A 23,598-nucleotide genomic window follows, 5' to 3' on the forward strand; every position below is an offset into this window, starting at 1 on the left:
CCGGGGCTGGGCCGCTGGCCCGGCCCCGGTCACTGCTCCGCCGGTCCCGCGCTGAGCTGCAACGCGATCACGCCCGCGGTGGGCGCGGGATCGGCTGACCAGTAGCTGACCGCGTGCTCGCCGTCGAACTCCAGCGCCGACCAGTTGTCCTGCCCCAGCTGGGCCATCGCCGCCTTGAGCGCGGTGGCCGCGTCCCCCGGCACCAGCCCGAGGTCGAACTCGACCCCGAGCACGCCGGGCCCGCACGGGGTGAAGTCGGTCAACTCACCGTGGTGGGTGATCCGGCTGGCCACCGCCCTGGCCTGCCACTCCGCCCCGGCCCGCCGGTCGGCGGCCACGTCGACGGAGAGCCGCAACCGCTGCACCGGCCCGGCCGGCAGCACCACCGGCGCGGGCTCCGGCAGGACCTCGTCCGGGTCCTCGGCGGCGGGTGGCGGCTGTTGCAGCGGGCTCGCGCCCAGCCAGGCCTCCACCAGCACCCGTTCGCCGCCGGGCACCAGCTGGGTGACCAGGTCGGGCTCGTCCAGCACGGTCCACGCGGTGGGCGGCTCGCAGGAGACCCTGGGCATGCCGACGTCCGGACCCAGCCCGCGGACGAAGGTGCGCACCGCCCTGGACAGCGCCCCGGCGTCGCTGGCCGAGGCCCGCTCGGCGCTCGGCTGGCTGATCGTCACCGACCAGCAGCCCGGCTCCTCGTCGGAGCAGTCACCGGCCTCCACGATCCGCCCGCCGCCCAGCGCGACCAGTCCCAGACAGGCGTTCCTGGCCTGGGACTCGTTCTCGGCGGCGACCACCACGGTGATCAGCAGCTCCAGCTCGTCTTCCACCATCGCGTCGCAATTGTCCCTCAGTGGTGTGAACACGGAGCGCAGTGGTCCCGTTCCGCGGCCAGCACCACCCCGGCGGCGTGCACCACCGCGGCCACCCGCAGCACCTCGTGCACCCCAGCCACCTCCGCTCCCGCTTCGCGCGCCTTCCGCTCGTGCAGCTCAAGGCAGACCCGGCAGCCGTTGACCGCGCTGACCGCCACGCACCACAGCTCGAAGTCGGCCTTGTCCACCCCCGGCCGCGCCACCACCCGCATCCGCAACCGCGCGGGCAGCCGCCGGTACTCCTCGTCCGCCAGCTGGTGCTTGGCCCGGTAGAACACGTTGTTCATGGCCATCACCGCACCGGCGGACCTGGCCGCGTCGAACGCCTCGGCGGAGAGCACCCGCTCGGCCCGCCCGACCAGCTCGCCCAGCGCCGCGACCCGCCCCGAGGTGACCGCCACCGCCACCACCGCGCCCCACAGCCGCTGCTCGGACAGCACAGAGTCCCCGAGCACCGACTCCAGGTTCGCCCGGATATCCGCGGCATAGTCCGGCATCACCCGGGAAACGCTAGTCCAGCAGCTCGGCCACCCACACCCGCCGCGCTGGCGGCCACCGCTCCTGCCCACCGCCGGTGAAGTGCACCGCGATCATCCCGTCGGTCCACGGCGTGGCCGACTCCACCCGCGCCACCGGCCCGATCTGCCCGTACCGCCGCACGAACATCCCCTCGGCCAGCTCCGCCGCGGTGATCCGGTCCAGGTTCCTGGCCCGCGAGCAGGGCCGCGGCCACCGCGTGGAGACCCGCCACAGCGCGAAGCCCAGCACCGCCGCGGCCGCCGCCCAGGCCGGTTCGGCCGGCACCAGCGCCACGGCCAGACCGGCGCCGAGCAGCGCGCACAGCAGGCCGGAGCCGACCACCCGGTTGCCTGCCAGCAGCCAGCCGGAGGTGCGCACCAGGCCGTCGGCGAGCTGGCCCCTGGGCACAGAACCGTTGGGCAGCAACAGGATTCCGCCGTCCTCGGGCAGCGGCTCCATGGTGCCGGGCAACCGGGTCGCCGAGGCGGCCGGGCCCAGCACGTCCGGGCTCACCGTGACCCGGTGCGTGCAGGCGGCGCAGGCCAGCACGATCCCGGCCCGCGCGGAGCGGTCCCGGTACAGCCCGAGCACGCCGTGCCCGGCCGGACAGCGGTAGGCCACCGGGTTGGTCGGCACCTGCCAGGCCCGCAGCACCTTGGTGGCCTGGAGGAGTTCCACCGTCACACCGCCCGCCAGACCGCGCGCCGCTCGCCGGGCTTGCGCACGCACCGCAGCGCCGTGCCCGCTTTGGTCACCGCCCGCTCGCCGGGCTTCGGGCAGCGTTCGCCCAGCTTGGCCACGCTGGGCCGGGCCGGCGGGGCCGAGCTCGGTGGCGGCGCGGGCCGCACCGGGGCCTCGGCGGCGGGCGGCGGGACCACCGGCGGGGCCGCGGCCGCCGCGGGCGGCGGGGTCCGGGGCCAGGCAAAAGCCACCAGCAGGGCCGCGCCGCCGAGTGCGGGCGCGGCCCGCACCAGCGACGGGGCCGACCACCACCACAGCCGGATCCGCCCGGGTTCCAGGTCCGGCACGCCGGTCCCCTTTCGTTCCAGAGCCCGGAAAACCCGGGACAGGAACGAGTTCGCCGGTCCCCGCGCCGCCGTTACCTTGATCGGCCGTTCGGGTGGCTCAGCCCAGCCAGGGCTTGCTGATCCGGGCCCAGGTCCCGTCGTGCAGGGCCAGGTTGAGCCACTGGTCCACCCACTGCTGGAACACCACGTCACCCAGCGGCACCAGGTAGGCCTTCTCGCTGAAGGTGAACGGCGTCTCCGGGTGCACCGCGCACAGCTCCGGGCGCTGCTTGGCCTGCCACTTGGTCTCGGTGGCGTCGGTCATCATCAGGTCCACGCGCCCGGCGATGATCTCGTCGAAGATCGTGTTGTTGTCCGGGTGCGGCACGATGGTGGCGCGCTTGAGGCTGGCGCGGGCGAACTGCTCGTTGGTGCCGCCCGGGTTGACCACCACGCGCACCCCCGGCTGGTCGATCTGCTCCAGCGTCTGGAAGCGGTCCTTGTTCTCGCAGCGGGTGATCGGGGTCTTGCCGTCGCGGACGTAGGCCTTGCTGTAGAAGGCCTGCCGGGCGCGGTCCAGGGTGATCGAGATGCCGCCGACGGCCAGGTCGCAGTGCCTGTGGAAGTCGGGCAGCAGGGTCTTCCAGGTGGTCGGCACGATCTTCAGCCGGACCCCCAGCTTGGTGGCCAGGTCGCGGGCCAGGTCGATGTCGATGCCGGTCCAGGCGCCGTCGGCGGCGCGGTAGGTGAACGGGCGGTAGTCGCCGGTGCTGCACACCCGCAGCTCACCGCGCGCGGTCACCACGTCCAGACGGCTGCGGGCCCCGGCCTCCCCGGCGGGGGCGGCCGAGGACACGCCGCCGACCAGCAGCAGGGCGAGCACCAGCGGCAGGATTCTGTGCTTCATCCGGCCACCCAACCCGCCGGTGCCCACCAGGTCAACGGGTCACAGCGGGTGGTAGGCCGAGCCTTCGATCTTGCCCTGCTGGCAGACCGGGCCGAGGGACCAGGTCAGCTCGAACGGGGTGCGCTCGTCCGGCGGGATCACGCTGATCTTGGCGGGGGAGGGCTGGCACTGGCCGGTGGCCGGCTCACCCTCACCGGGCACCGCGCCCCAGTGCAGGTCCTTGCCCGCCTTGCCGCCCGGCCGCAGCGTGACCAGCTTCGGGCCGGGGTTGGCCTTGCGCTCCAGCTTGGTGCGCAGCGCGTTGCCCGAGCCGTCCAGCAGGGCGAGGCCGCCGTAGCCGTAGAGCGTGCAGTTGGTCTTGCCGGTGTTGGTCACCACCAGGGTGGCGTAGCGCTGGCCCGCGCCGGAGTCGCCCGGTTTGAGCTCGCCCCGCAGGTGCTCGGCGGTGCACCGCCCGACCTGCGCCTCGGCGGTGACCTCCGGCGGCTGTTCCTTGGCCGCGGGACTGGTCTCGGGACTGGTCGGCTCGGTGCTGGCGGCGGTGCTCAAGCCACTGGGCGTGCCGCTGCCGGGGGACTGGGCGGTGGGCTGTCCGCAGGCGGCCGTCAACAGGGCCAGCGCGGACAGCGCCAGTAGAGGTCGAAAACGCACGGTCATGTCTCCTCCCGAGTCAGCCCCCTCGGGTTTCCCGCTGCGACGATCTTCACACGTGCCCGGCAGGCCAGCCCGGCACCACGCGCAACCCCGCGGTGGCCGCGGCGTAGACGTAGGTCCAGCACACCGTGCCGTCGGCCAGCGCGATCCGGATCCGCCGGTACTCCTCGCCCTCGTACTCATCCAGCACCGGCAGCGCGGCCACCGGGTCGGCCAACGGCAGCAGCCAGCCAGGCACCTCCTCCCCGGTACCCGGCAGCAGGCCGGGATAACCCTCGCCGGTGTCGTAGAGCGTGCCGGGCACCGCGGCCCGCACCGGCCGGCCGCCGACCAGCGGGGCAGCCAGTGACCAGGCCGAACAGCCCGGTTGCAGGGTGCCGTAGACGAACACCCGCGCCGGCCACCGCGCCGGGTCCGGCTCGCCGGTGACCTCGGTGACGGCCAGCCCACAGGACCCCGGTTCGCCACGCAACTCCCGGGCCGCGTGCTGCGGCAGGTCCTGGCAGCGCACCGGCAGGCCGTCCACCAGCAGCGGTTCGCGCTCCGGGGCGCGGGCCACGTAGGAGAGCACGCCGTCCAGGTGCGCGCCGGTGCTCAGGGTCACCCGTCCGGTGTGCACGCCGGCCAACTGGTAGCGCACGCCCCGGCCCTCCACCACGTCCAGCACCCGCAGCTGCGCCGGCGTGGCCAGCCAGACCGCGTGCGTCTCGGTGACACCCGGCGCGGCGGCCAGGGTGGCCGGGCGGGCGCCGTCGCGGGCCCGGAAACCGAAGGCCCACACCGCGGCCAGGTCCGCACAGCGCGCCCGCAGCACCACCACCGCGCCGTCCAGCCCCAGGTTCCGCCGCAGCCAGGTGATCTTGGCCGGGTTGCGGTTGGAGCCGTAGGTCAGCACCGGCAGCCTGGCCGCCAGCGGCGGCTCACCGCGCCGGGCCAGCCACTCGTCCAGGTCCAGGCCGTCCACCTCGGCCCCGGCCCCGGTCTCGCGCAGCGGGTGGGCCAGGCCGTCGGCGTGCACGTAGGAGGTGGGCGGCACCGCGCCCGGGTACGGGTCGGCGGGGAAGTCCTCGTCGCGGTACACCGGCCCAGCCAACCATCGACTTTCGTCAGCGCCCCGCTAGATGGGCGCCCCTCTCCATTCCCGGTTGCTCTGCTCGGCACAAACGGTTGTGCCGACCGGACCAGTTTTCGCGGCAATGGAGAGGAAAGTTCCCTAACTACCTTGACGCTCAACGTGGCCTGGGTCACCCTCGGGTCCCCTGCTGTCGCTCTCCCGATCCCGCTCGTCGGAGGACGCGAAATGACCCGTTCATCTCGGCTGCTCGCCGGAGTCATGATCACCACTCTGGCCGCGGGCCTGTGCGCCGGCGCGGGCATCGCGGCCGCCGCGTCCAACCTCGCGCTCGGCGCGGCCGTCAGCACCTCCTCCGCCGAGGACGCCACCCTGGCCGGCGGCAAGGCGGTGGACGGCGACGCGGCCACCAGGTGGGCCAGCGCGGAGGGCGCCGATCCACAGTGGATCAAGCTGGACCTGCGCGCGGCCAAGGACATCCGGCGGATCCGGCTCAACTGGGAGACCGCCTACGGCAAGGCCTACCGGATCGAGGCCTCCGACGACGGCAGTGCCTGGCGCTCGCTGCACAGCACCAGCACCGGCGACGGCGGCATCGACGAGATCAGCGTCAGCACCACCGCCCGGTACCTGAAGCTGACCGGCACCCAGCGCGGCACCAGCTACGGCTACTCGCTGTGGGAGTTCGAGGCCTACGGCGCGGACGGCCAGGAACCGCCGCCCGCCAACGGTTATCTGCCCGGCACCCTGCGGCCCTCGGTCTCCCAGGCCGAGCAGGACCAGGTGCTGCTGCGCTACTACCGGCAGTGGAAGGCCAACTTCCTGACCGACCGCTGCGGCGGCGGCCAGTGGGCGGTGCACTCGGTGGACGCCGACCACCCGTTCGTCGGCGAGGGCCAGGGCTACGGCATGACCATCACCGCGCTGATGGCCGAGGCCGACCCGCAGGCGCGCACCTACTTCGACGGCATCCTGCGCTACGTCAAGAACCACCCCTCGGTCATCGACCGCGACCTGCACGCCGCCGAGCAGAACGAGAGCTGCGTCAGCGTCAACGGCAGCGACTCGGCCACCGACTCCGACCTGGAGATCGCCTACGCGCTGCTGATCGCCGACCGCAAGTGGGGCAGCGGCGGGACCTACAACTACCGGCAGGAAGCGCTCCGGATCATCGCCGCGATCAAGCGCAGCGAGATCCACCAGACCAGCAAGCTGCCGCTGGTGGCCGACTGGGCCACCTCGGGGCACTACCCGAACGGCTCGCGCACCTCGGACTGGATGCCCGGCCACTTCCGCGCCTTCGCCCGCGCCACCGGCGACTCCTTCTGGCACCAGGTGCGCACGGCCACCGAGAACGCCACCACCAAGCTCCAGCAGCAGTTCGCGCCGAACACCGGTCTGCTGCCCGACTTCGTGGTGAACACGCTGTCCTCGGTGCGGCCTGCCCAGGGCAAGTTCCTGGAGAACGAGCTCACCGACGGCAAGTACAGCTGGAACGCCTGCCGGGACCCGTGGCGGCTGGGCGCGGACGCGATCACGGCCAGTGGCAGCGCCGCGCAGGCCCAGGCGCGCAAGCTGAACGCCTGGGTCAAGCAGGCCACCGGCGGCGACCCGAACCGGATCGCCAAGAGCTACGACCTCAACGGCTCGGTGGTGGAGAGCGGCAGCTCAGCGGCCTTCTTCGCGCCGTTCGCGGTGGCCGCGATGACCGACCCGGGCAGCCAGGCCTGGCTGGACCGGTTGTGGGCCAAGCTGGCCGGCGCCTCGCTGAGCACCGGCGACTACTACGCGAGCAGCATCCAGGTGCAGGTGTTGATCATCCTCGCCGGGCGGTTCGTCGCACCGTGACCGATTTCCGACAAAAGAGACGATCGGGGGTTGTCCGGAGGTGGGCCGAAGACCAGTCTTTCGGGGTGTTGGGAGCGGTCTCACGGAACTCGGGTGAACCGGCCCGGCCCCGCGATCCGTACCAGGTACAGCAGGTCGCACCATGAACGTGAGGGGTTGTCCGTCTGGCGGCGGGGGCAACCCCTCACCCCTTTCGAAGTCAGGGAGCGCCGGGTTTGATGGACCGGTGCCCCCGGACTACCCGCCGAGCCGGGTGAACCCGCTGGACCCGCCGCCGCGGTTCGCGCAGCTGCGCGCGAGCGAGCCGGTCTCGCTGGTGCGCACCCCGCACGGCGAGTCGGTCTACCTGGTGACCAGGCACGCCGACGCCCGGTTCGTGCTGGGCGATCCGCGCTTCTCCAGCGATCCGGCCAGTCCCGGCTTCCCGCAGCTCCGGCCCGCGCCGGAGGGGCCGCGCGCGCCCGGCATATTCCTGTCGATGGACCCGCCGGAACACGGCCGGTACCGGCGGATGCTCACCGGCGAGTTCACCGTGCGCCGGATGGCCGCGCTGCGCCCGGCGATCCAGGCCCTGGCGCGGGAGTGCCTGGCCGGGTTGCTGGCCGAGGGGCCGCCCGCCGACCTGGTGGCTGGGTTCGCCAAGCCGCTGCCGGTGCTGGTGATCTGCGACCTGCTCGGCGTGCCACTGGCCGACCGCGAGTTCTTCAGCAGCCGCAGCGAGGTCCAGCTGGACCGCTCCCGGCCGGCGGCCGAGGTCACCGCGGCCATGGCCGAGCTGTGGGACTACCTGGACGGCCTGGTCGCGGCCAAGATCGCTGAGCCCGGCGAGGACCTGCTCGGCAGGCTGGTGCGGCGGCGGGTGCGCAGCGGGGAGCTGAGCCGGTCCGAGCTGGTCGGCATGAGCAGGCTGCTGCTGGTCGCCGGGCACGAGACCACCGCCAACATGATCGGCATCGGCGTGTTGCTGCTGCTCCGGCAGCCTGAGCTGTGGGCGGCGCTGCTGGCCGATCCCGGCCTGGTGCCCGCCGCGGTGGAGGAGCTGCTGCGGCACGCCAGCGTGGTGCAGCAGGGCGTGGTGCGGGCGGTGGTGGGCGCGGCCGAGGTCGGCGGCGTCCGGCTGGCGCCCGGCGACGGGGTGATCGTCTCGCTGTCCTCGGCCAACCGGGACGACGCGGTCTACACCGAGCCGGACCGGCTCGACCCGCACCGCCGCGGCGCGCCGCACCTGGCCTTCGGGCACGGGGTGCACCAGTGCCTCGGCCAGCTGCTGGCCAGGACCGAACTGACCGAGGCCGTGCGCGCTCTGTTGCCGGTTACCGGTCTCCGCCTGGCTATTGCCCCCGAACAGGTGAAGTTCCGGCACGAGATGGCGGTTTACGGCGTGCGGACCCTGCCGGTTGAGTGGGACTGATTTCCGGGAGGACGAGATGACGACGCCTCAACGCGCCCACCGGCGCTTGGTGCAGCGCACCTACGGCACCCTCGCCGATCCCGCGGACGCCGCGCGGACCTGGGCCGACCTGGCCGGACTGGTGCGCGGGGCCGGCTCCTTCGACCCCAGCTGCACCACCTTCGTGGCCGCCTTCGACGCGGAGGTCCCGGCCGGCGGCGAGGCCGCCTACCGGCACCTGCTGCTGATGGCCGAGGAGGACGAGCGCAGGCACGCCTCGGAGGACCCGGCGCCGCCGCGGCGCACCGGGGTGGACTTCGTGATCACCGTGGCCGGGCAGCGGTTCTTCGTCAGCCTGCTGCTGCTGGCCGCGCCCGCGCTCTCGTTCACGCCGTGCGCGCAGTTCAACCGGGGCACGGCGATACCGGCCCCGCGCTGCGCGGAAACCCCGGTGCTCTGGGACTAGTCCGGCTCGGCCGCTCGCGGCTCGGGCAGCGGGCCGGGCCCCCGCTCCAGGTCCGCGCTGTGCGCGGCCACCGCGGCCCACAGCAGCGCCTCCCGGCGGCGGGTGATGCCGACCAGCACGATCACCAGCATGAGCAGCGCGCCGACCGCGCAGCCGCTGGCCAGGAAACGCGGCACGTGAAAACTGTGCAGCGTCACCGAGACGGCGACCAGCGTGAATCCCACCAGCGCGGTGTAGACCAGCAGTGAGGAGCGGCGGTCGAAGGCGCGGAATTCGACGCTGCGTTCGCGCAGTGAGGCCAGCAGCAGTCGCTGGTCACGTAGCGACATGTGCATGTATTCGGCAATGCGTTCCTCAATCGGATCCAGCCCGTCGGCTCGAAGCCGGAGGGTGCTGGCCGAATGCGAGGTGGGCGACGGAAAGGTCGCCGGCGTGGCCATGGGTGCGTCCTTTCCGCGGTGGATCGCCGGGGGTCACTCGAATGAGTGAGACGGGGTGGCCTGTACCGTGTGGCCATCCAGACTTGTCGCACAGTAAAACAGAATGTTCCATTTTCCACATCCCTCGATGGTGTAACTGTGCGTGCCGGAGGTTGACTAGGAGGACCTCGTGGCCGAGAGCCCCACGGTGCGCAGGCGGCACGTCGGCGCGGAGCTGCGCAGGCTGCGCGAGGCGGCGGGGCAGGACCGGGAGAGCGCGGCCGAGCTGCTGGACTGCTCGCTGTCCAAGATCACCAAGATCGAGCTGGGCAACGTCGCGGTGAAGAAGGCCGAGCTGGAGAAGCTGCTCGACTTCTACGCCGCGCCCGCCGACCTCTCGGCATCCTTGCTGGTCATAGCGGCCGAGGCGAAGAAACGCGGCTGGTGGTCCAAGTACGGCAAGGCGGTGCCGGACTGGTTCCGCACCTTCGTCGGGCTGGAGTCGGCCGCCTGCGAGATGCGGGTCTACGAGGCCGAGTTGATCACCGGGGTGCTGCAGACCGAGGCCTACACCAGGGCGGTGATCGCCGCGGTCAGTCCGGAGCTGGATGCCGACCAGGTGGCCCGGCTGGTCCGGGTGCGCGCCGAGCGGCAGGCGCGGCTGCTCGGTGGTGACCCTCAGCGACTGAATCTGATCATGAGCGAGGCCGCGGTCCGGCGAATGGTGGGCGGTCCGGCGGTGATGCGAGAACAACTCACATTTCTGGCCGAGGTGCAGCGGCGGCCGAACGTGACCATCCAGGTGTTGCCTTTGTGGTCCGGGGCGCACGCCGCCATCGGATTCACCTTCACCATGCTCCGTTTTCCGGACGAACCCGCTCCGACGTTGGTTTATCTGGAAGACCTGACCTCGGCCGTCTATCTCGATGAAGCCGCGGATTTGGACGTGTATAAACTCGCCTTCGACCGCTTGCAAGCGTTGGCACTCGGCCCGGCCGAGTCCGTCGCGCTCATGAAGCGGGCAGTGAGTGAATTCGAGTAAATAGGGGTCAATATGTTGTCCTCCGGCCTTTCCTACGCCACCTGGCGCACGTCCAGCCGCAGCAGCGGCAATGGCGGCCAGTGCGTGGAGGTCGCCATCGTCCCGGACGTCGTCGGCGTCCGGGACTCCAAGAACGCCAGTGGCCCCGCCCTGGTGTTCACCCCGGACGCGTGGGGCACGTTCCAGTCCACGCTGCGGGCGGGGTCCTTCGACCTGGTCTAGCTCAGGGGTAGCGCGACGGGCGGTCGGCACGGTCGGCCGCCCTTTTTTCATGCGAAGTCTGCAAACGTATACAGGAGTACCTGATCCGACCCGGTTGACTCGGACCTGCCGCCCGCCAGGTATCCCCGGGAGGAACGCACGATGAGACGACGAACGCCGCGGCCGCGCGGCGGCCGGATCGCGCTGGTCTGGGTGCTGGCCACGAGCGCGGTCGCGCTTTGCCTGCCAGCGGTCGGCAGCGCGGGCACCCCGACGAACTGGCAGCTCACCGCCCCTGGCGCGCACGCCGTGCCGGGCGCGGGCGCGAGTCCTTCGGCTGAGGTGGACCTGGGTCCGGACGGGCGGCTGAAGCTGACCGTGCGCCGGGGCGGGACCACCCTGCTGGAGCCGTCCGCGCTGGGTGTGCAGACCGCGTACGCCGAGTTCACCAGCGGCCTGCGGTTCAGCGGGATCAGCCAGCGCGCGATCCAGGAGAAGTACACCACCAGCGTGGGCAAGCGCCGCGAGCACAGCGCCGAGGCGGCCGAGACCACCCTGCGCTTCACCAAGGACGGCCACCGGATCGACCTGGTGGTCCGGGTCGCCGCGGACGGCGTGGCCTACCGCTACCTGCTGTCCGGGCCGAAGTGGGTGACCGTGGTCGGCGAGGCCTCGGAGTTCGCCGTGCCCGCCACCGCGCACTCGGTGCTGCTGCCCTTCGACAACGGGCGCGGGGACTACGAGTCGGCGCACAAGCACGGCACGGTGGCCCAGGCCGAGGCCGCCGAGTACGGCTATCCCGCGCTGTTCCGGGTCGAGGACAGCTGGCTGCTGCTGGCCGAGTCCGATGTGGACGGTCGCTACGGCGGCTCGCGGGTGCGGCTGGACCCGGCGGAGAAGAAGTTCAAGCTGGTGCTGCCGGATCCGGCGGAGGTGAGCACCGGTCCGCTGGCCACGCCCTGGCGCACCATGGTCATCGGCGACCTGGCCACGGTGACCGAGAGCGACCTGATCACCGACCTGGCCCCGCCGTCCAAGATCGCGGACACCTCGTGGATCAAGCCGGGGGTCGCGGCCTGGTCCTGGTGGGCGCTGGGCACCGGTGACCTGGCCTTGCAGCAGCGCTACGTGGACTACGCGAGCAAGCAGGGCTGGGAGTACAACCTGGTCGACTCCGGCTGGGCGGACTCCTGGATCCCCGAGCTGGTCGCGTACTCCAAGGCGCGGAACGTGGACACCTGGCTGTGGGTGCGCTGGCAGACCATCGACACCCCGAGCGAGCTGGAGCGGCTGTTCAAGCGGTACCAGGACTGGGGCGTGGCCGGTCTGAAGATCGACTTCGTGGAGTCCGACGGCCAGGACCGGATGCGCTGGTACGACCTGGTGTTCGCGGCAGCGGCCAAGTACAAGCTGATGCTCAACTTCCACGGCGCGCCGATCCCGCGCGGCACCGAACGCACCTGGCCGCACGTGCTGACGGTGGAGGCGGTCAAGGGCGCGGAGGGCACCAAGCCGCGGCCGGGCCGGGAGCCGTTCCCGATCGAGCACTACCTGACCCTGCCGTTCACCAGGAACCTGACCGGCTCGATGGACTTCACCCCGGTGACCTTCAGCGGGGTGCGGCCCAACTCCGACGCCGGTGAGCTGGCGCTGTCGGTGCTCTACGAGTCCGGGGTGCAGCACTTCGCGGACAGCCCGGAGAGCTACGCCAAGCAGCCGCTGGCCGAGGAGCTGCTGCGCGCGGTGCCCGCGGTCTGGGACGAGACCAAGCTGCTCGCCGGCGACCCCGGCAAGCACGCGGTGATCGCCCGGCGCGGCGGCGCGGAGTGGTACGTGGGCGCGGCACTGGCCGGGGAGGGGCGCAACCTGGATGCCGCGCTGTCCTTCCTGCCCGCCGGTGCGTGGACCGCCGACATCTACGCCGACGGTCCCGAGGGCAAGATCGTCCGCACCAGCCAGCGGGTGAACCGGGACAGCACCCTGTCCGTGCCGGTGGCCAGGAACGGCGGCTACACCGTGCGCCTTCGGCCGAATGGCTGATCGAAAAATTTCACGAAGATTGTTCGCGTTTCCGCCGTTCGGTGCTACCGGCCGGTAAACCTCGCGGTCACGCTGTCGTCACGCGCCTTCGCTGCACTTCTCGGGCGCGTGGCGACAGCGCGCGGACTGCCGAGGAGGCGACATGCGGTTGCGGAGTGCCCTGGTCGGAGCGATGACGGTGGCGGCACTGGGATTGGGCGCGCCCGCGGCGCTGGCCGCGCCCGCCGCCCCCGCGAAGGCAGCGGCGGCCAAGCCCCCGTACGAGACCTGGATCCGCGATGTCACCGTGGTGACCGGCCAGCTCACCGGCTACCTGGACGGCAGGCTGCCCGGCGGCGGCAAGAAGGCCGTGGTCTTCGACATCGACAACACCACGCTGGAGACCGCCTACAACTTCGGCGTGCCCACCCCGGCGATCCCGCCGGTGCTCAAGGCGGCCAAGCGGGCCAAGGAACAGGGCGCGGCGATCTTCTTCGTGACCAACCGCCCGTACGTGCTCGGCCTGCCCACCGAGGACAACCTCAAGCGGGTCGGCTACCCGGTGGACGGCCTCTACCTGCGCCCCTGGTTCAACGTCGACCCGACCGAGAAGGTCAAGACCGAGGCCAGGATCGCCATCGAGAAGCTCGGCCACACCATCGTGGCCAACGTCGGCAACAACACCTGGGACCTGGCAGGCGGCCACGCCGAGCGCACCTTCAAGCTGCCGGACTACGACGGCGCGCTGGACTGAGGCGGCCGGAGGCACAAACGTGGGCGCCACCCTGACCCGGTGGCGCCCACGAATGTTCGCGCTTGCTTGGCCTTGCGTTACGCCGAGGGCGCCGGTGCGGTCGAGGCCCGCACCACCAGCTCCGGCGGTGTCGGGAGCACCAGCTTGCTCGGCCGGTGTCCCTGGAGCACCTGCAGCAGCATGTGGGCCGAGGCTCGGCCCAGCTCGCGCTGCGGTGTCTTCACCGCGGTCAGCGGAGGATCGGTGTGCGCGGCGACGATGTGCTCGTCGATGGCGATCACGCTGAGGTCGTTCGGCACCGAAAGACCCAGCTCGCGGGCCGCGCTGAGGGTGCCCAGCGCGCTCAGCAGGTTCGCCACCACCAACGCGGTCGGCCGTTGCGCGGCCGGCGCGTCCAGGATGTGCAAGGCCGCCTGATGGCCGCCCCGCCAGTGGAAGTTGCCGTCGCAGATCCATTCCGGGCGCACGGTGAGCCCGTGCGACCGCATGGCCGCGGCGAAACCCTGGCGCCGCCGCAGACCCGTGTCGGTGCGCAACGGTCCGCTCACATGACCGATCCGCCGGTGCCCCAGTGCCACCAGGTGATCGACCATGATCGAGACGTTGTGCACCTCGTCCATCACCACCGCGGCCGGATAGCCGGGGGTGCCGCGCTGCACGAGCACCATGGGCAGGTGCTCGCGGGAGGCCCACTCCTGGATGTTCGGGTCGTCGACGCTGGCGAAGGCCACCAGCACGCCGTCCACCTTGCCTTCGAGCCCGAGCTTGTCGTAGGAGTTGCCCGCGCCCTCGCCACTGCCCGCCTCGACGACCATCAGGGTGTAGTCCTGCTCGGTCGCCACCTCCTGGACGCCACGCATTATCTGCGTGAAACCGAAGTTGTCCAGGTCCGGCACGAGCAGCCCGATGGCCTGTTGTCGTTGCAGGCGCAGGGCGCGCGCCTGCGCGTTCGGCCGGTAGCCGAGCGCTTCGGCGGCGTCGAGCACCCGCTGCCGTGTCTCCGCCCGATAGGCGGTGTCCTGACCCCGCAACAGCCGGGAGGCTGTCGACACATCCACCCCGGCCGCCGCCGCCACCTCGCGCAAGGTCGGCCGATCACGCCGCCGACTTCGAGTGAGGGACAAGGACGCGCCGGGCGAAACTGCCACTGGCCGCCAGCCAGCGGCCTCTGGCCGAGTTACCACTCCAACCCCCTTGAACCCCCTCCGGTACAGCCGTCACTCTAGGGGGTTTGACGGCAGCTGAGCGTGGGCTGTCCAGGTGTCTCGGTGATCCCCACCCGAACGGCCGCAGCACACGACCGGAAGCCCGGCGCGGCTGGAACTCCTGGATGCCGGACGCTACGCCGAACAGGCTCCTGGGACGACATTCGGCAACAGTGATGGTTTAGAGAAGCTGTTGCAGGCAATCGGTTTCTGTTCCCGGACGTGAAAACGGGGGCGTCGCTTCCTCGCCGACTGGCAAGAAAGCGACACCCCCGCCGGGTGTGTCGAGTTAGGACATCAGCCGAAGTAACGACCCTGGGTCTGCACGTTCAGCTCGTCGAAGTGCTGGAGCTTGGCCCAGTCGGTGCGCCGGTCGTCGAGCCGGAGCACGTCGAAGCCCTTCTGGATGTCCGAGGAGTAGATGTAACCGTTGTACCAGTAGGCCGACCAGGAGCCCGCGGTCTTCAGCTCGGTGTCCGAGAACGGCCCGCGCTCCCAGAAAGCGATCTCCTTGGGCTTGCTGGAGTCGGTGAAGTCGAACACCGACACGCCGCCCTGGTACCAGGCCTGGACCATGATGTCCTTGCCGGGGACCGGGATCAGCGAGCCGTTGTGCGCGACGCAGTTCTCGGTGTCCTTCTGCGGGCGCGGGATCTTGAAGTAGCTGCGGAAGACCAGCTTGCGCTTGTCGCCCTTGCCCACGATGTCGTAGATGCCGTTCGCGCCGCGCTTGTCGCCGATCTTGGCGTTGCAGGTCGCGCCGCCGCCACCGCCGAGCTCGTCGGTGAAGATGACCTTGTCACCGCGGTTGTTGAAGGTCGCGGAGTGCCAGAACGCGAAGTTCACGTCATCGCGCACCCGCTCGATCACCTTCGGCTTCTCCCGGTTGGAGATGTCGAAGAGGATGCCGTCACCCATGCACGCGCCCGCCGCCAGGTCGAGCTTGGGGTAGACGGTGATGTCGTGGCAGCCCGAGGTCGCGGACAGGTCCGGGTTGCTCGGGTTCTGCCCGGGGTTGCCGCCGTCCGGGAACAGCACCGGCGCGGAGATGACCTTGGCCGAGGCCGGGTCGCGCAGCGGCACCTTCACGATGGAGATCTTGTCGTGCGGCGGCTGGCAGTCCGGGAAGGACGCCGACGGGGCGTAGGAGGAGCTGTACAGGTACACGTTCTTGTTGCCCTTTTCGGGCACCAGGGTGTGCGTGTGCGACCCGCAGTCGTTCTCCACCGAGGCGACGTACTTCGGGTTGCGGACATCGCTGATGTCGAAGATCTTCACGCCCTCCCAGGACTCCTTGACCGTGGCCGGCTGGCTCACGTTCTCGCAGGAGTCGTTGCTGCGGGAGGAGTCGGTGGACAGGAACAGCAGGTTCCCGTGCACCGAGATGTCGTTCTGCCCACCGGGGCAGAGCACCTGGGCGACGCGCTTCGGCTTCGCCGGATGGCGGATGTCGAAGATGTCGAAGCCGTTGTAGTTGCCCACGAAGGCGTAGTCGCCCTGGAAGGCCATGTCGGTGCCGAGCGCGTTCTCCGGCGCGAACGGGCCGGACTTGGGCAGGTTCGCGACCTGCCGCAGGTTCTTGCTGCTGACGATCTGGTCAACGCCGGGAATGCCGTCGGCCGGTTCGGCGGCCACGGCAGGCGCGGCGGCGAACGTGGAGGCGGCGACAAGCGCGGCCCCGGACAGCACCATCAAAACTCGGCGCGTTGTGCGTTGGGTAGACGCCACCCTCAAAGCTCCCATCGCGTGACGGCTGGATCTGTGCAGTATCTCTGTCTGGTTTGGGTAAGGAAACAGCCTTTCGCCGTCGGCTGCACACAGTTTTTCCAGGTTCCCACCAGGCGGACATCCCAGGTAGCGTCGCCGCTCGTGAGCCGTCTGCCGCTGAAATCCGGGATCCTTGCCGCCTTCGCCGCCCTGGCGCTCACTGCCTGTACCGGCAACGGCACGCAGGGTGCGCCGCCGGAGGTCGCCGAGCAGGTGCCGGTGATCGCGCCGGGCAAGCCGGGCGAGCCCGCGAAGACCCTGCCCAGCATGCCGCCGATCGCCGAGCGGCCGCCCGGTGATGCTGATTTCACCTACGTGTCGATGATGATTCCGCATCACCGGCAGGCGCTGGAGATGACCGCGCTGGCCGCCGACCGCGCCAAGCACCAGGACGTGCGCGGCCTGGCCGGCCGGATCGAGGGCGCGCAGGCCCCGGAGATCCAGGCCATGGAGGGTTACCTGAAGCGGCACAACAAGCCGGTGCCCAGCGCGCACGGCGGGCACTCCAGCAGCACCATGCCGGGTATGGCCTCCTTCGCCGACATGGTGCGGCTCAAGGACGCCAGGGGCGAGGAGTTCGACCGGATGTTCGTGCGGCTGATGATCGCCCACCACGAGGGTGCGGTGAAGATGGCCAACGACGTGCTGGCCGCCGGGCACGACATCTTCGTGGAGGAGATGGCCCAGGACGTCATCGCCACCCAGACCGACGAGATCAAGCGGATGCGCGAAATCAAGTTCTGAACCGTTTCCGGCGGAAGTCTTGACGCACAACCGTTATCCGGCGCCGGTAACGTCCACAGTGGATTGTATTGAACAGTATTGACTGAGCCATTTGCGGCATTGAACTTCGTTGGCCGGCGGGTTCTGCTCTGGGGCATCGTTCCCAGGAAGGGATCAGCCGTGACCAACCCGAACACCCGCCGCTGGCGTGCGCCCGCCGCGGCCGTGCTGGCCGCAGCGCTGGGCACCGCCGCGTTAGGCCTGGCCGCACCGGCCGCCGCGGCACCGCAGCAGCCGCCCCAGGCGGACAAGCAACTGGACAAGCGTGACCGTGAGCTGCTGGCCGAGGCCGCGCGCGAGGGCAAGCAGCGCGTGACCCTGCTGGTGGCCGCGGGCAAGGGCCGCACCGACAAGGCCGTCGAGGAGCTCCGCTCGCTCGGCGGCGAGGTGGAGTCGACCGAGAAGTCGGTGGACTACGTCAAGGTGTCGGTGCCGAGGGAGAAGGCCGAGCAGGCCGCGAAGCTGAAGTCGGTGGACGCCATCGACATCGACGCGGTCATCCCGGTCGACGACCCGCGCCCGCAGCCCAACGGCGCCGTGCAGCCGTTGCCGCAGAAGGCGCCGGACGCCAAGACCCCTCGGGTCAACCCGTACCTGCCGACCGGTGACATCGGCGCCGCGCAGTTCGGGCAGACGCTGCCGTTCTGGGACGGCCGCGGCACCACCGTGGCGATCCTGGACTCCGGCGTCGACCTGGACCACCCGGCCCTGGCCACCACCAGCACCGGCGAGCGCAAGATCGTGGACTGGTACACCGCGAACTCGCCCACCTCCGGCGACGGCACCTGGGTCGCGATGACCAAGACCGGCCGCACCGGCAAGTTCACCGAGGGCGGCCGCGAGTGGACCGCGCCCGCCACCGGTGGCCCGTACTCCTTCGGCCTGTTCAAGGAGACCGCGCAGGACCTGGGCGCGGCGGGCAGCGAGATCGGCGGCGACGTCAACCGGGACGGCGACCGCGCCGACTCCTGGGGCGTGCTGCAGGACATCGCCACCAAGGAGGTCCGGGTCGACCTCAACGGCGACGGTGACTTCACCAACGACAAGTCGATGATCGACTACAAGGTCAAGCAGGACGTCCAGCACTTCGGCGCGGACAAACCGGCCACCAAGGACGTGGTCGAGCGGATGGCCTTCGTGGTGCAGACCGACCGCTCCATCTACGACAACGGCGGCACCCCGTACGTCAACCTGGGCATGGCCTCGGGCTCGCACGGCTCGCACGTGGCGGGCATCGCGGCCGGTAACAAGCTCTTCGGCGGCAACATCGCCGGTGGCGCGCCGGGCGCGAAGCTGATCTCGATCAAGGCCTGCCTGTCCAGCCCCGGCTGCACCTCCAGCGGCCTGATCGACGGCGTGCTCTACGCCGCGCGCAACGGCGCGGACGTCATCAACATCTCCATCGGCGGGCTGCCCGGTCTCAACGACGGCAACAACGCCCGGGCCGCGCTCTACAACCGCACCATCGCCGAGTACAAGATGCAGATCTTCATCTCGGCGGGCAACAGCGGCGCCGGCGCGAACACCGTCGGCGACCCCTCGGTGGCCACCGACGCGGTGAGCGTGGGCTCCTCGATCACCGCCGAGACCTGGCTGAGCAACTACGGCTCGGAGGCCGCGGCCAAGGAGGGCCTGCACCCGTTCTCCTCGCGCGGTCCGGCCGAGGACGGCGGCTTCAAGCCGAACATCATCGCCCCCGGCTCGGCGATCTCCACCACGCTGCTCTGGCAGCCGCCCGGCCCGACCGCGGGCACCTTCACCCTGCCCGCCGGGTACTCGATGTTCAACGGCACCTCGATGGCCGCCCCGCAGGCCACCGGCGCGGCCGCGCTGCTGCTCAGCGCGTACAAGGCCACCCACGGCGGCCAGCGCCCCACCCCGGCGCAGCTGCGCACCGCGATCTACTCCAGCGCCAAGTTCCTGCCGAACCTGGGCGCCTACGAGCAGGGCGCGGGCAAGTTCGACGTGTGGGGCGCGTTCTTCGCCCTGCAGCGCGGCCCGGCCACCGACACCGTGCGCACCGAGGTCGAGGTGGACACCTCGCTGGAGGCCCAGCTGGCCAAGCCCGGTTTCGGCGTCGGCATCCACGACCGCGAGGGCGTGACCGTCGGCAAGGCCTACACCCGCACCTACACCCTGACCCGGACCTCCGGTGCGGCGGGCGACCGCCGGTTCTCGGTGGACTGGGTGGGCAACGACGGCACCTTCTCCTCGGCCCGCTCGGTGCAGCTGCCGCTGAACACGCCGGTGAAGTTCGAGGTCAAGGTCAACCCGAAGACCGCGGGCGCGCACTCCGCGCTGTTGCGGCTGGACAACCCGGCCACGCCGGGCATCGACCACCAGGGCCTGGCCGCGGTCTTCGCCGCCCAGGAGTTCACCGCGGCCGCCGGCTACAAGGTGACCGCCTCCGGTGAGATCGGCCGCAACCAGGCCAAGTCGGTGTTCGTCCGGGTGCCGCAGGGCGCCAGCGCGCTCAAGATCGACCTGAACGCGGGCGGCCCGGCTGGCAAGGGCCAGGTGCGCTTCCTGCGCTTCGACCCGACCGGGGTGCCGAAGGACGTCACCTCGACCACCAACTGCTACAACCCGGACGCGGGCGCGGGCTGCTCCGGCGGCACGCCGGCCAGCCGCACCATCACCAACCCGCTGCCGGGCGTGTGGGAGATCATCATCGAGGCCCGCCGGACCTCGGACGTGAAGCTCGCCCCGTTCTCGGTCAGCGCCGAGGTGCTGGGCACCAAGATCACCCCGAACCCGGACGTGATCCCGACCGCCGCGGTGGGCACCCCGGTGCAGCGCCAGTACACGGTGGCCAACTCGCTGGCCGGGTTCACCGGCAAGCTGGTCGGCGGCACCCTGTCCAGCGCCAAGACCGACCGGCCCAGCATCGCCAACGGGGCCGTGCAGCAGTACGAGGTCACCGTGCCGGCCGGTGCGAGCAGCTTCACCGCGACCATCGGCAGCACCGCCGACGCCGCGGCCGACCTGGACCTGGTGGTGCAGAACTGCACCAGCGGCAGCTGCGTGGACGCCGGCTCCAGCGCGGACGGCGACTCCGAGGAGTCGGTGACCATCGCCAACCCGGCCGCCGGCAAGTGGCGCGTGGTGGTCGACGGCTACTCGGTGCCCGCGGGCACCACCGCCTACGACTACCTGGACTCCTTCGTCTCGGCGGCGCTGGGCGGCATCGCGGTGACCGACACCGACGCCACCCGCGCCGCGGGGGCCACCTGGACCGCGCCGGCGAGCATCACCGTCGCCGGGCAGCCGGGGGAGGGCAGGCACCTGCGGGGCGACCTGCTGGTGCAGACCGCGGACAAGGTGACCGTCGGCCGTGGCGCCGTGCGCATCCAGGCCGTGACCGGCTGACCAACTGAATGATCGGACGACCCCGCCTGGGCTGCACTCCCGGGCGGGGTCGTTCGTCTCGGAGCGCCGGATCTGTCCATTGTGGATACCGTGCCGGTGTGATCACACCGCCTCGCCTGGTGCTCCTGCTCGTCAGCGCGGTCCTGGCCGCGACCGGACTCACCGCGCTGCCCGCGGCCGCCGAGCCGCCGGGCCCGGCCAAACAGCTGGACAAGGCCGACCGCGGCCGGATCGCCGAGGCGCGCGGCGCCGGGCAGTCCAGGGTGACCCTGGTGGTCGCCGCCGAGCAGGGCCACGCGGCCGCGGCCGAGACCGAGCTGCGCGAGCTCGGCGGGGTGGTGCGCGCGGCCGAGCCCGCGGTGGGCTACCTCAAGGTCGAGCTGCCCGCCGAGCAGGCGGAACGGGCCGCGCGGCTGGCCTCAGTCAAGGCCGTGGACGTGGAGCACCTGGTGCGCCGGGAGGACCCGAGGCCGCAGGGCGCGGAGCAGCCGCTGCCGCAGCCGCCGCCCGGCCCGCTGACCCCGCGCGCCAACCCGTACCTGCCCACCAGGGACATCGGCGCGGCGGACTTCCCCGTCGACGGCCGGGGCGTGCTGGTGGCGATCCTGGACTCCGGCGTGGACCTGGACCACCCGGCGCTGGCCACCACCAGCACCGGCGAGCGCAAGATCGTGGACTGGCACAACGCGAACGCCCCCGGATCGGGTGATGGCGGCTGGGTCGAGATGACCACGAAGTTCCACAATGGACCCTTCCGCGAGCAGGACCGGGACTGGGTGGCGCCCGCCGGTGGCGGCCCGTTCTCCTTCGGACTGCTCACCGAGGTCGCCGGGGACCTCGGCGCCCCGAAGAGCGAGGTCGGCGGCGACCTCAACCGGGACGGCGACCGCGCCGACTCCTGGGGCGTGCTGCAGGACACCACGAGCAAACAGGTCCGGGTGGACCTCAACGGCGACCGCGACTTCACCAACGACCGGCCGATGACCGACTACAAGACCGGCTTCGACGTCGGCCACTTCGGCGCGGACCGCCCGGACACCCCGGTGCTGGACCGGATCGCCTTCGTGGTGCAGACCGACCGCTCCACCTACGACGGCACGGTGACGCCGTTCGTGAACATCGGGGTGGCAGGCGCTCTGCACGGTTCGCACGTGGCAGGCATCGCGGCCGGGAACCAGCTCTTCGGCGGGGCGATGGCCGGTGCCGCGCCAGGCGCGAAGCTGATGTCGGTCAAGGCCTGCCTGGCCAGTAACGCCTGCACCAACAGCGGCCTGCTGGACGGGGTGCTCTACGCCGCGCGCAACGGCGCGGACATCGTCAACATCTCCATCGGCGGGCTGCCCGCGCTCAACGACGGCAACGACGCCACGGCCGCGCTCTACAACCGCACCATCGCCGAGTACAAGATGCAGCTCGTCATCTCGGCGGGCAACGACGGCGCGGGCGCGAACACCGTCGGCGAGCCGGGCGCGACCGTGGACGCGGTGACCGTCGGCTCCTCGATCACCGCCGAGACCTGGCTGAGCAACTACGGTTCGGTGACCCCGGTCCGGCAGGGCCTGCACTCCTACTCCTCGCGCGGACCGGCCGAGAACGGCGGCTTCAAGCCGAACATCATCGCCCCCGGCGCGGCGATATCCACGGTGCCGCAATGGCAGCAGCCCGCGCCGGTCCCTGGCACCTATCCGCTGCCGGTCGGGTACGCGATGCTCAACGGCACCTCGATGGCCGCCCCGCAGGCCACCGGCGGCGCGGCCCTGCTGATCGGCGCGCACAAGGCGTTGCACGGTGGCGCCCGGCCCGATCCGGCCGCGCTGCGCAACGCGATCTACTCCACCGCGAAGTTCCTGCCCAACCTCGGCGCGTACGAGCAGGGCGCCGGTCTGCTGGACGTGCCGGCCGCTTTCCTTGCCCTGCAACGAGGTCCGGCCCCGGAGACGATCAAGGCCGAGGTGCCGGTGCGGACCGTCCTCTCCGGCGAGCTGGCCACACCCCATGTGGGCATTGGCATCCACGACCGCGAGGGCGTCTCCGTCGGCACGGCCTACACCCGCACCTACACGCTGACCCGCACCACCGGCACGGCCAACCGCGCCTGGCACCGGGTGGAATGGGTCGGTGACGACGGCACGTTCAGCTCGGCCAGTGGCATCCGGCTGCCGCTGAACGAGCCGGTGAAGCTGGACGTGACGATCAACCCGCGCACCGCGGGCGCGCATTCGGCCTTGCTGCGCATCGACAACCCGGCCACCCCCGGCATCGACCTGGTCACCCTCAACACGGTGTTCGCGCCGCTGGAACTGAGCTCTGCCAACGGTTTCACCGCGGGCGGCAGCGGCGAGGTCGGCCGCAACGGCTCCCGCTCCACCTTCGTCAGGGTGCCCGAGGGCGCCACCGGGCTGAAGATCGACCTGGCCGGTGGCGGCGCGCCCGGCAAGGGGCAGCTGCGCTTCCGGCCGTTCACCCCGTCCGGTCTGCCGTACGAGGAGGCCGGCTCCGGGCTCTGCTACCAGCCCGACGCCGGTGGCGGCTGCCCCACCGGCTCACCGGCCAGTCGCACCGTGCTCTCGCCGATGCCCGGCGTCTGGGAGATCGTGGTGGAAGCCCGGCGCACCTCCGACGCGCTGACCGCGCCGTTCACCGTGACCGCGGCCGCGCTGGCGATCAAGGTCCAGCCGGATCCGGACGTGCTGACCTCGGTGACCCGCGGCGAACCGCAGGCCAGGGAGTACCAGCTGCACAGCACGATGGCGCCGTTCACCGGGCGGCTGACCGGCGGGCCGATGGGCAGCGCCCGCCCGCTGCGCCCTGTCATCGCCACCGGAGCCCACCAGCGCCACGAGCTCACCGTGCCCGAGGGCGCCACCTCGCTGACCGTGCGCACCGGCAACCCGGCCGACTCCGGCGCGGACCTGGACCTGGTGCTCTTCGACTGCTCCAGCGGCGACTGCGTGCAGGCCGGGGTCAGCGCCGGAGCCAGCGCGGCGGAGGAGGTGACCATCGCCAACCCCAGGGCCGGGCGCTGGCGGGCCGTGGTCGACGGCTTCGCGATTCCCAGCGGCCGCACGGAATACGACTACCTGGACTTCTACGCCGCGCCCTCGCTGGGCGTGGTCGAGGTGACCGATGAGGACCGGCTGCGGGAGAGCGGCAGCCGGTGGACGGCGCCGGGGCAGGTGATCGCGCGGACCGGCCTCACCGAGGGCAGGACGCTGCGCGGGGAGCTGCGGGTGCGCACCACCGCCGAGGGCGTGGCCGCGGTCAGCGGTGTGGAGGTGCGCGCCGTCAGCGGCTGAACCGGCTG

The 23,598-nt window shown here is 71.4% G+C and carries 20 protein-coding genes; 10 read left to right on the plus strand and 10 right to left on the minus strand.

The genetic code is table 11. The features are described from left to right. Window positions 1-29 precede the first annotated feature (29 nt). The 7 genes from M8C13_RS21390 to M8C13_RS21420 all read right to left on the minus strand — a co-directional run bounded on the left by M8C13_RS21390 (window position 30) and on the right by M8C13_RS21420 (window position 5,052). Window positions 30-830, minus strand: coding sequence for a hypothetical protein (locus tag M8C13_RS21390; RefSeq protein WP_252482419.1), 801 nt, complete (start codon window positions 828-830; stop codon window positions 30-32). A gap of 17 nt (window positions 831-847) precedes the next feature. Beyond that, on the minus strand, window positions 848-1,369 hold the full coding sequence (locus M8C13_RS21395; protein WP_252482505.1) for a carboxymuconolactone decarboxylase family protein: 522 nt from the start codon (window positions 1,367-1,369) through the stop codon (window positions 848-850). 13 nt (window positions 1,370-1,382) lie between these two features. Next, window positions 1,383-2,069: a hypothetical protein gene (locus M8C13_RS21400; protein WP_252482420.1), complete on the minus strand. Its 687-nt coding sequence runs from the start codon at window positions 2,067-2,069 to the stop codon at window positions 1,383-1,385. Window positions 2,070-2,071: 2 nt separating this feature from the next. Further along, window positions 2,072-2,419 (minus strand): hypothetical protein, encoded by a 348-nt coding sequence (locus M8C13_RS21405; protein WP_252482421.1) that lies wholly within the window; start codon window positions 2,417-2,419, stop codon window positions 2,072-2,074. A 97-nt stretch (window positions 2,420-2,516) separates the two neighbouring features. Continuing rightward, a complete protein-coding gene (locus M8C13_RS21410) occupies window positions 2,517-3,305 on the minus strand; it encodes a transporter substrate-binding domain-containing protein (protein WP_252482422.1) in 789 nt (262 codons plus the stop codon). Between the two features lie 39 nt (window positions 3,306-3,344). Then, window positions 3,345-3,962: a DUF4232 domain-containing protein gene (locus M8C13_RS21415; RefSeq protein ID WP_252482423.1), complete on the minus strand. Its 618-nt coding sequence runs from the start codon at window positions 3,960-3,962 to the stop codon at window positions 3,345-3,347. 46 nt (window positions 3,963-4,008) lie between these two features. After that, window positions 4,009-5,052: a gamma-glutamylcyclotransferase gene (locus tag M8C13_RS21420; RefSeq protein ID WP_252482424.1), complete on the minus strand. Its 1,044-nt coding sequence runs from the start codon at window positions 5,050-5,052 to the stop codon at window positions 4,009-4,011. A 207-nt stretch (window positions 5,053-5,259) separates the two neighbouring features. Here M8C13_RS21420 and M8C13_RS21425 point away from each other — a divergent pair, with 207 nt between their 5' ends. From M8C13_RS21425 to M8C13_RS21435, 3 genes are all read left to right on the plus strand, one after another. Beyond that, entirely contained in the window at window positions 5,260-6,879 is a 1,620-nt protein-coding gene (locus M8C13_RS21425) for a glycosyl hydrolase family 8 (RefSeq protein ID WP_252482425.1), read from the plus strand. Window positions 6,880-7,105: 226 nt separating this feature from the next. Continuing rightward, a complete protein-coding gene (locus M8C13_RS45495) occupies window positions 7,106-8,290 on the plus strand; it encodes a cytochrome P450 (protein WP_252482426.1) in 1,185 nt (394 codons plus the stop codon). 16 nt (window positions 8,291-8,306) lie between these two features. Continuing rightward, on the plus strand, window positions 8,307-8,735 hold the full coding sequence (locus M8C13_RS21435; protein ID WP_252482427.1) for a hypothetical protein: 429 nt from the start codon (window positions 8,307-8,309) through the stop codon (window positions 8,733-8,735). Here the strand turns inward: M8C13_RS21435 and M8C13_RS21440 are convergent. Next, entirely contained in the window at window positions 8,732-9,175 is a 444-nt protein-coding gene (locus M8C13_RS21440; protein WP_252482428.1) for a hypothetical protein, read from the minus strand. The two genes, M8C13_RS21435 and M8C13_RS21440, sit on opposite strands and share 4 nt — an antisense overlap. A 169-nt stretch (window positions 9,176-9,344) precedes the next feature. Between M8C13_RS21440 and M8C13_RS21445 the strand changes: the two genes are divergently transcribed. The 4 genes from M8C13_RS21445 (at window position 9,345) to M8C13_RS21460 (ending at window position 13,170) form a co-directional block, all read left to right on the plus strand. After that, window positions 9,345-10,196, plus strand: coding sequence for a helix-turn-helix transcriptional regulator (locus tag M8C13_RS21445; RefSeq protein ID WP_252482429.1), 852 nt, complete (start codon window positions 9,345-9,347; stop codon window positions 10,194-10,196). A gap of 12 nt (window positions 10,197-10,208) precedes the next feature. Beyond that, on the plus strand, window positions 10,209-10,418 hold the full coding sequence (locus M8C13_RS21450; protein WP_252482430.1) for a DUF397 domain-containing protein: 210 nt from the start codon (window positions 10,209-10,211) through the stop codon (window positions 10,416-10,418). A gap of 141 nt (window positions 10,419-10,559) precedes the next feature. Continuing rightward, complete coding sequence (locus M8C13_RS21455) at window positions 10,560-12,437, plus strand: glycoside hydrolase family 97 protein (protein WP_252482431.1); 1,878 nt, start codon at window positions 10,560-10,562, stop codon at window positions 12,435-12,437. Between the two features lie 142 nt (window positions 12,438-12,579). Then, entirely contained in the window at window positions 12,580-13,170 is a 591-nt protein-coding gene (locus tag M8C13_RS21460; RefSeq protein WP_252482432.1) for an HAD family acid phosphatase, read from the plus strand. A 77-nt stretch (window positions 13,171-13,247) separates the two neighbouring features. Here the strand turns inward: M8C13_RS21460 and M8C13_RS21465 are convergent, their stop codons facing one another. Next, a complete protein-coding gene (locus M8C13_RS21465; RefSeq protein ID WP_252482506.1) occupies window positions 13,248-14,246 on the minus strand; it encodes a LacI family DNA-binding transcriptional regulator in 999 nt (332 codons plus the stop codon). 426 nt (window positions 14,247-14,672) lie between these two features. Continuing rightward, a complete protein-coding gene (locus tag M8C13_RS21470) occupies window positions 14,673-16,067 on the minus strand; it encodes an LVIVD repeat-containing protein (RefSeq protein ID WP_252482433.1) in 1,395 nt (464 codons plus the stop codon). Between the two features lie 177 nt (window positions 16,068-16,244). Here M8C13_RS21470 and M8C13_RS21475 point away from each other — a divergent pair, with 177 nt between their 5' ends. The 3 genes from M8C13_RS21475 (at window position 16,245) to M8C13_RS21485 (ending at window position 23,590) form a co-directional block, all read left to right on the plus strand. Further along, complete coding sequence (locus M8C13_RS21475) at window positions 16,245-16,886, plus strand: DUF305 domain-containing protein (RefSeq protein ID WP_252482434.1); 642 nt, start codon at window positions 16,245-16,247, stop codon at window positions 16,884-16,886. 159 nt (window positions 16,887-17,045) lie between these two features. Further along, the gene (locus tag M8C13_RS21480) at window positions 17,046-20,294 is read left to right on the plus strand and encodes a S8 family serine peptidase (protein ID WP_252482435.1); all 3,249 of its coding nucleotides are present in this window, start codon (window positions 17,046-17,048) and stop codon (window positions 20,292-20,294) included. 98 nt (window positions 20,295-20,392) lie between these two features. After that, on the plus strand, window positions 20,393-23,590 hold the full coding sequence (locus tag M8C13_RS21485) for a S8 family serine peptidase (protein WP_252482436.1): 3,198 nt from the start codon (window positions 20,393-20,395) through the stop codon (window positions 23,588-23,590). Window positions 23,591-23,598 lie beyond the last annotated feature (8 nt).

The sequence above is a fragment of the Crossiella sp. SN42 genome, assembly GCF_023897065.1.
GTDB lineage: Bacteria > Actinomycetota > Actinomycetes > Mycobacteriales > Pseudonocardiaceae > Crossiella.

What these genes read in the sequence shown, in the direction of transcription:
- M8C13_RS21460 (WP_252482432.1), top strand. Translation starts at nt 12,580, where the DNA reads ATGCGGTTGCGGAGTGCCCTGGTCGGAGCGATGACGGTGGCGGCACTG.
- M8C13_RS21390 (WP_252482419.1), bottom strand. Translation starts at nt 830, where the DNA reads ATGGTGGAAGACGAGCTGGAGCTGCTGATCACCGTGGTGGTCGCCGCC.
- M8C13_RS21395 (WP_252482505.1), bottom strand. Translation starts at nt 1,369, where the DNA reads ATGCCGGACTATGCCGCGGATATCCGGGCGAACCTGGAGTCGGTGCTC.
- M8C13_RS21425 (WP_252482425.1), top strand. Translation starts at nt 5,260, where the DNA reads ATGACCCGTTCATCTCGGCTGCTCGCCGGAGTCATGATCACCACTCTG.
- M8C13_RS21435 (WP_252482427.1), top strand. Translation starts at nt 8,307, where the DNA reads ATGACGACGCCTCAACGCGCCCACCGGCGCTTGGTGCAGCGCACCTAC.
- M8C13_RS21410 (WP_252482422.1), bottom strand. Translation starts at nt 3,305, where the DNA reads ATGAAGCACAGAATCCTGCCGCTGGTGCTCGCCCTGCTGCTGGTCGGC.
- M8C13_RS21440 (WP_252482428.1), bottom strand. Translation starts at nt 9,175, where the DNA reads ATGGCCACGCCGGCGACCTTTCCGTCGCCCACCTCGCATTCGGCCAGC.
- M8C13_RS21415 (WP_252482423.1), bottom strand. Translation starts at nt 3,962, where the DNA reads ATGACCGTGCGTTTTCGACCTCTACTGGCGCTGTCCGCGCTGGCCCTG.
- M8C13_RS21470 (WP_252482433.1), bottom strand. Translation starts at nt 16,067, where the DNA reads ATGGTGCTGTCCGGGGCCGCGCTTGTCGCCGCCTCCACGTTCGCCGCC.
- M8C13_RS21455 (WP_252482431.1), top strand. Translation starts at nt 10,560, where the DNA reads ATGAGACGACGAACGCCGCGGCCGCGCGGCGGCCGGATCGCGCTGGTC.
- M8C13_RS21450 (WP_252482430.1), top strand. Translation starts at nt 10,209, where the DNA reads ATGTTGTCCTCCGGCCTTTCCTACGCCACCTGGCGCACGTCCAGCCGC.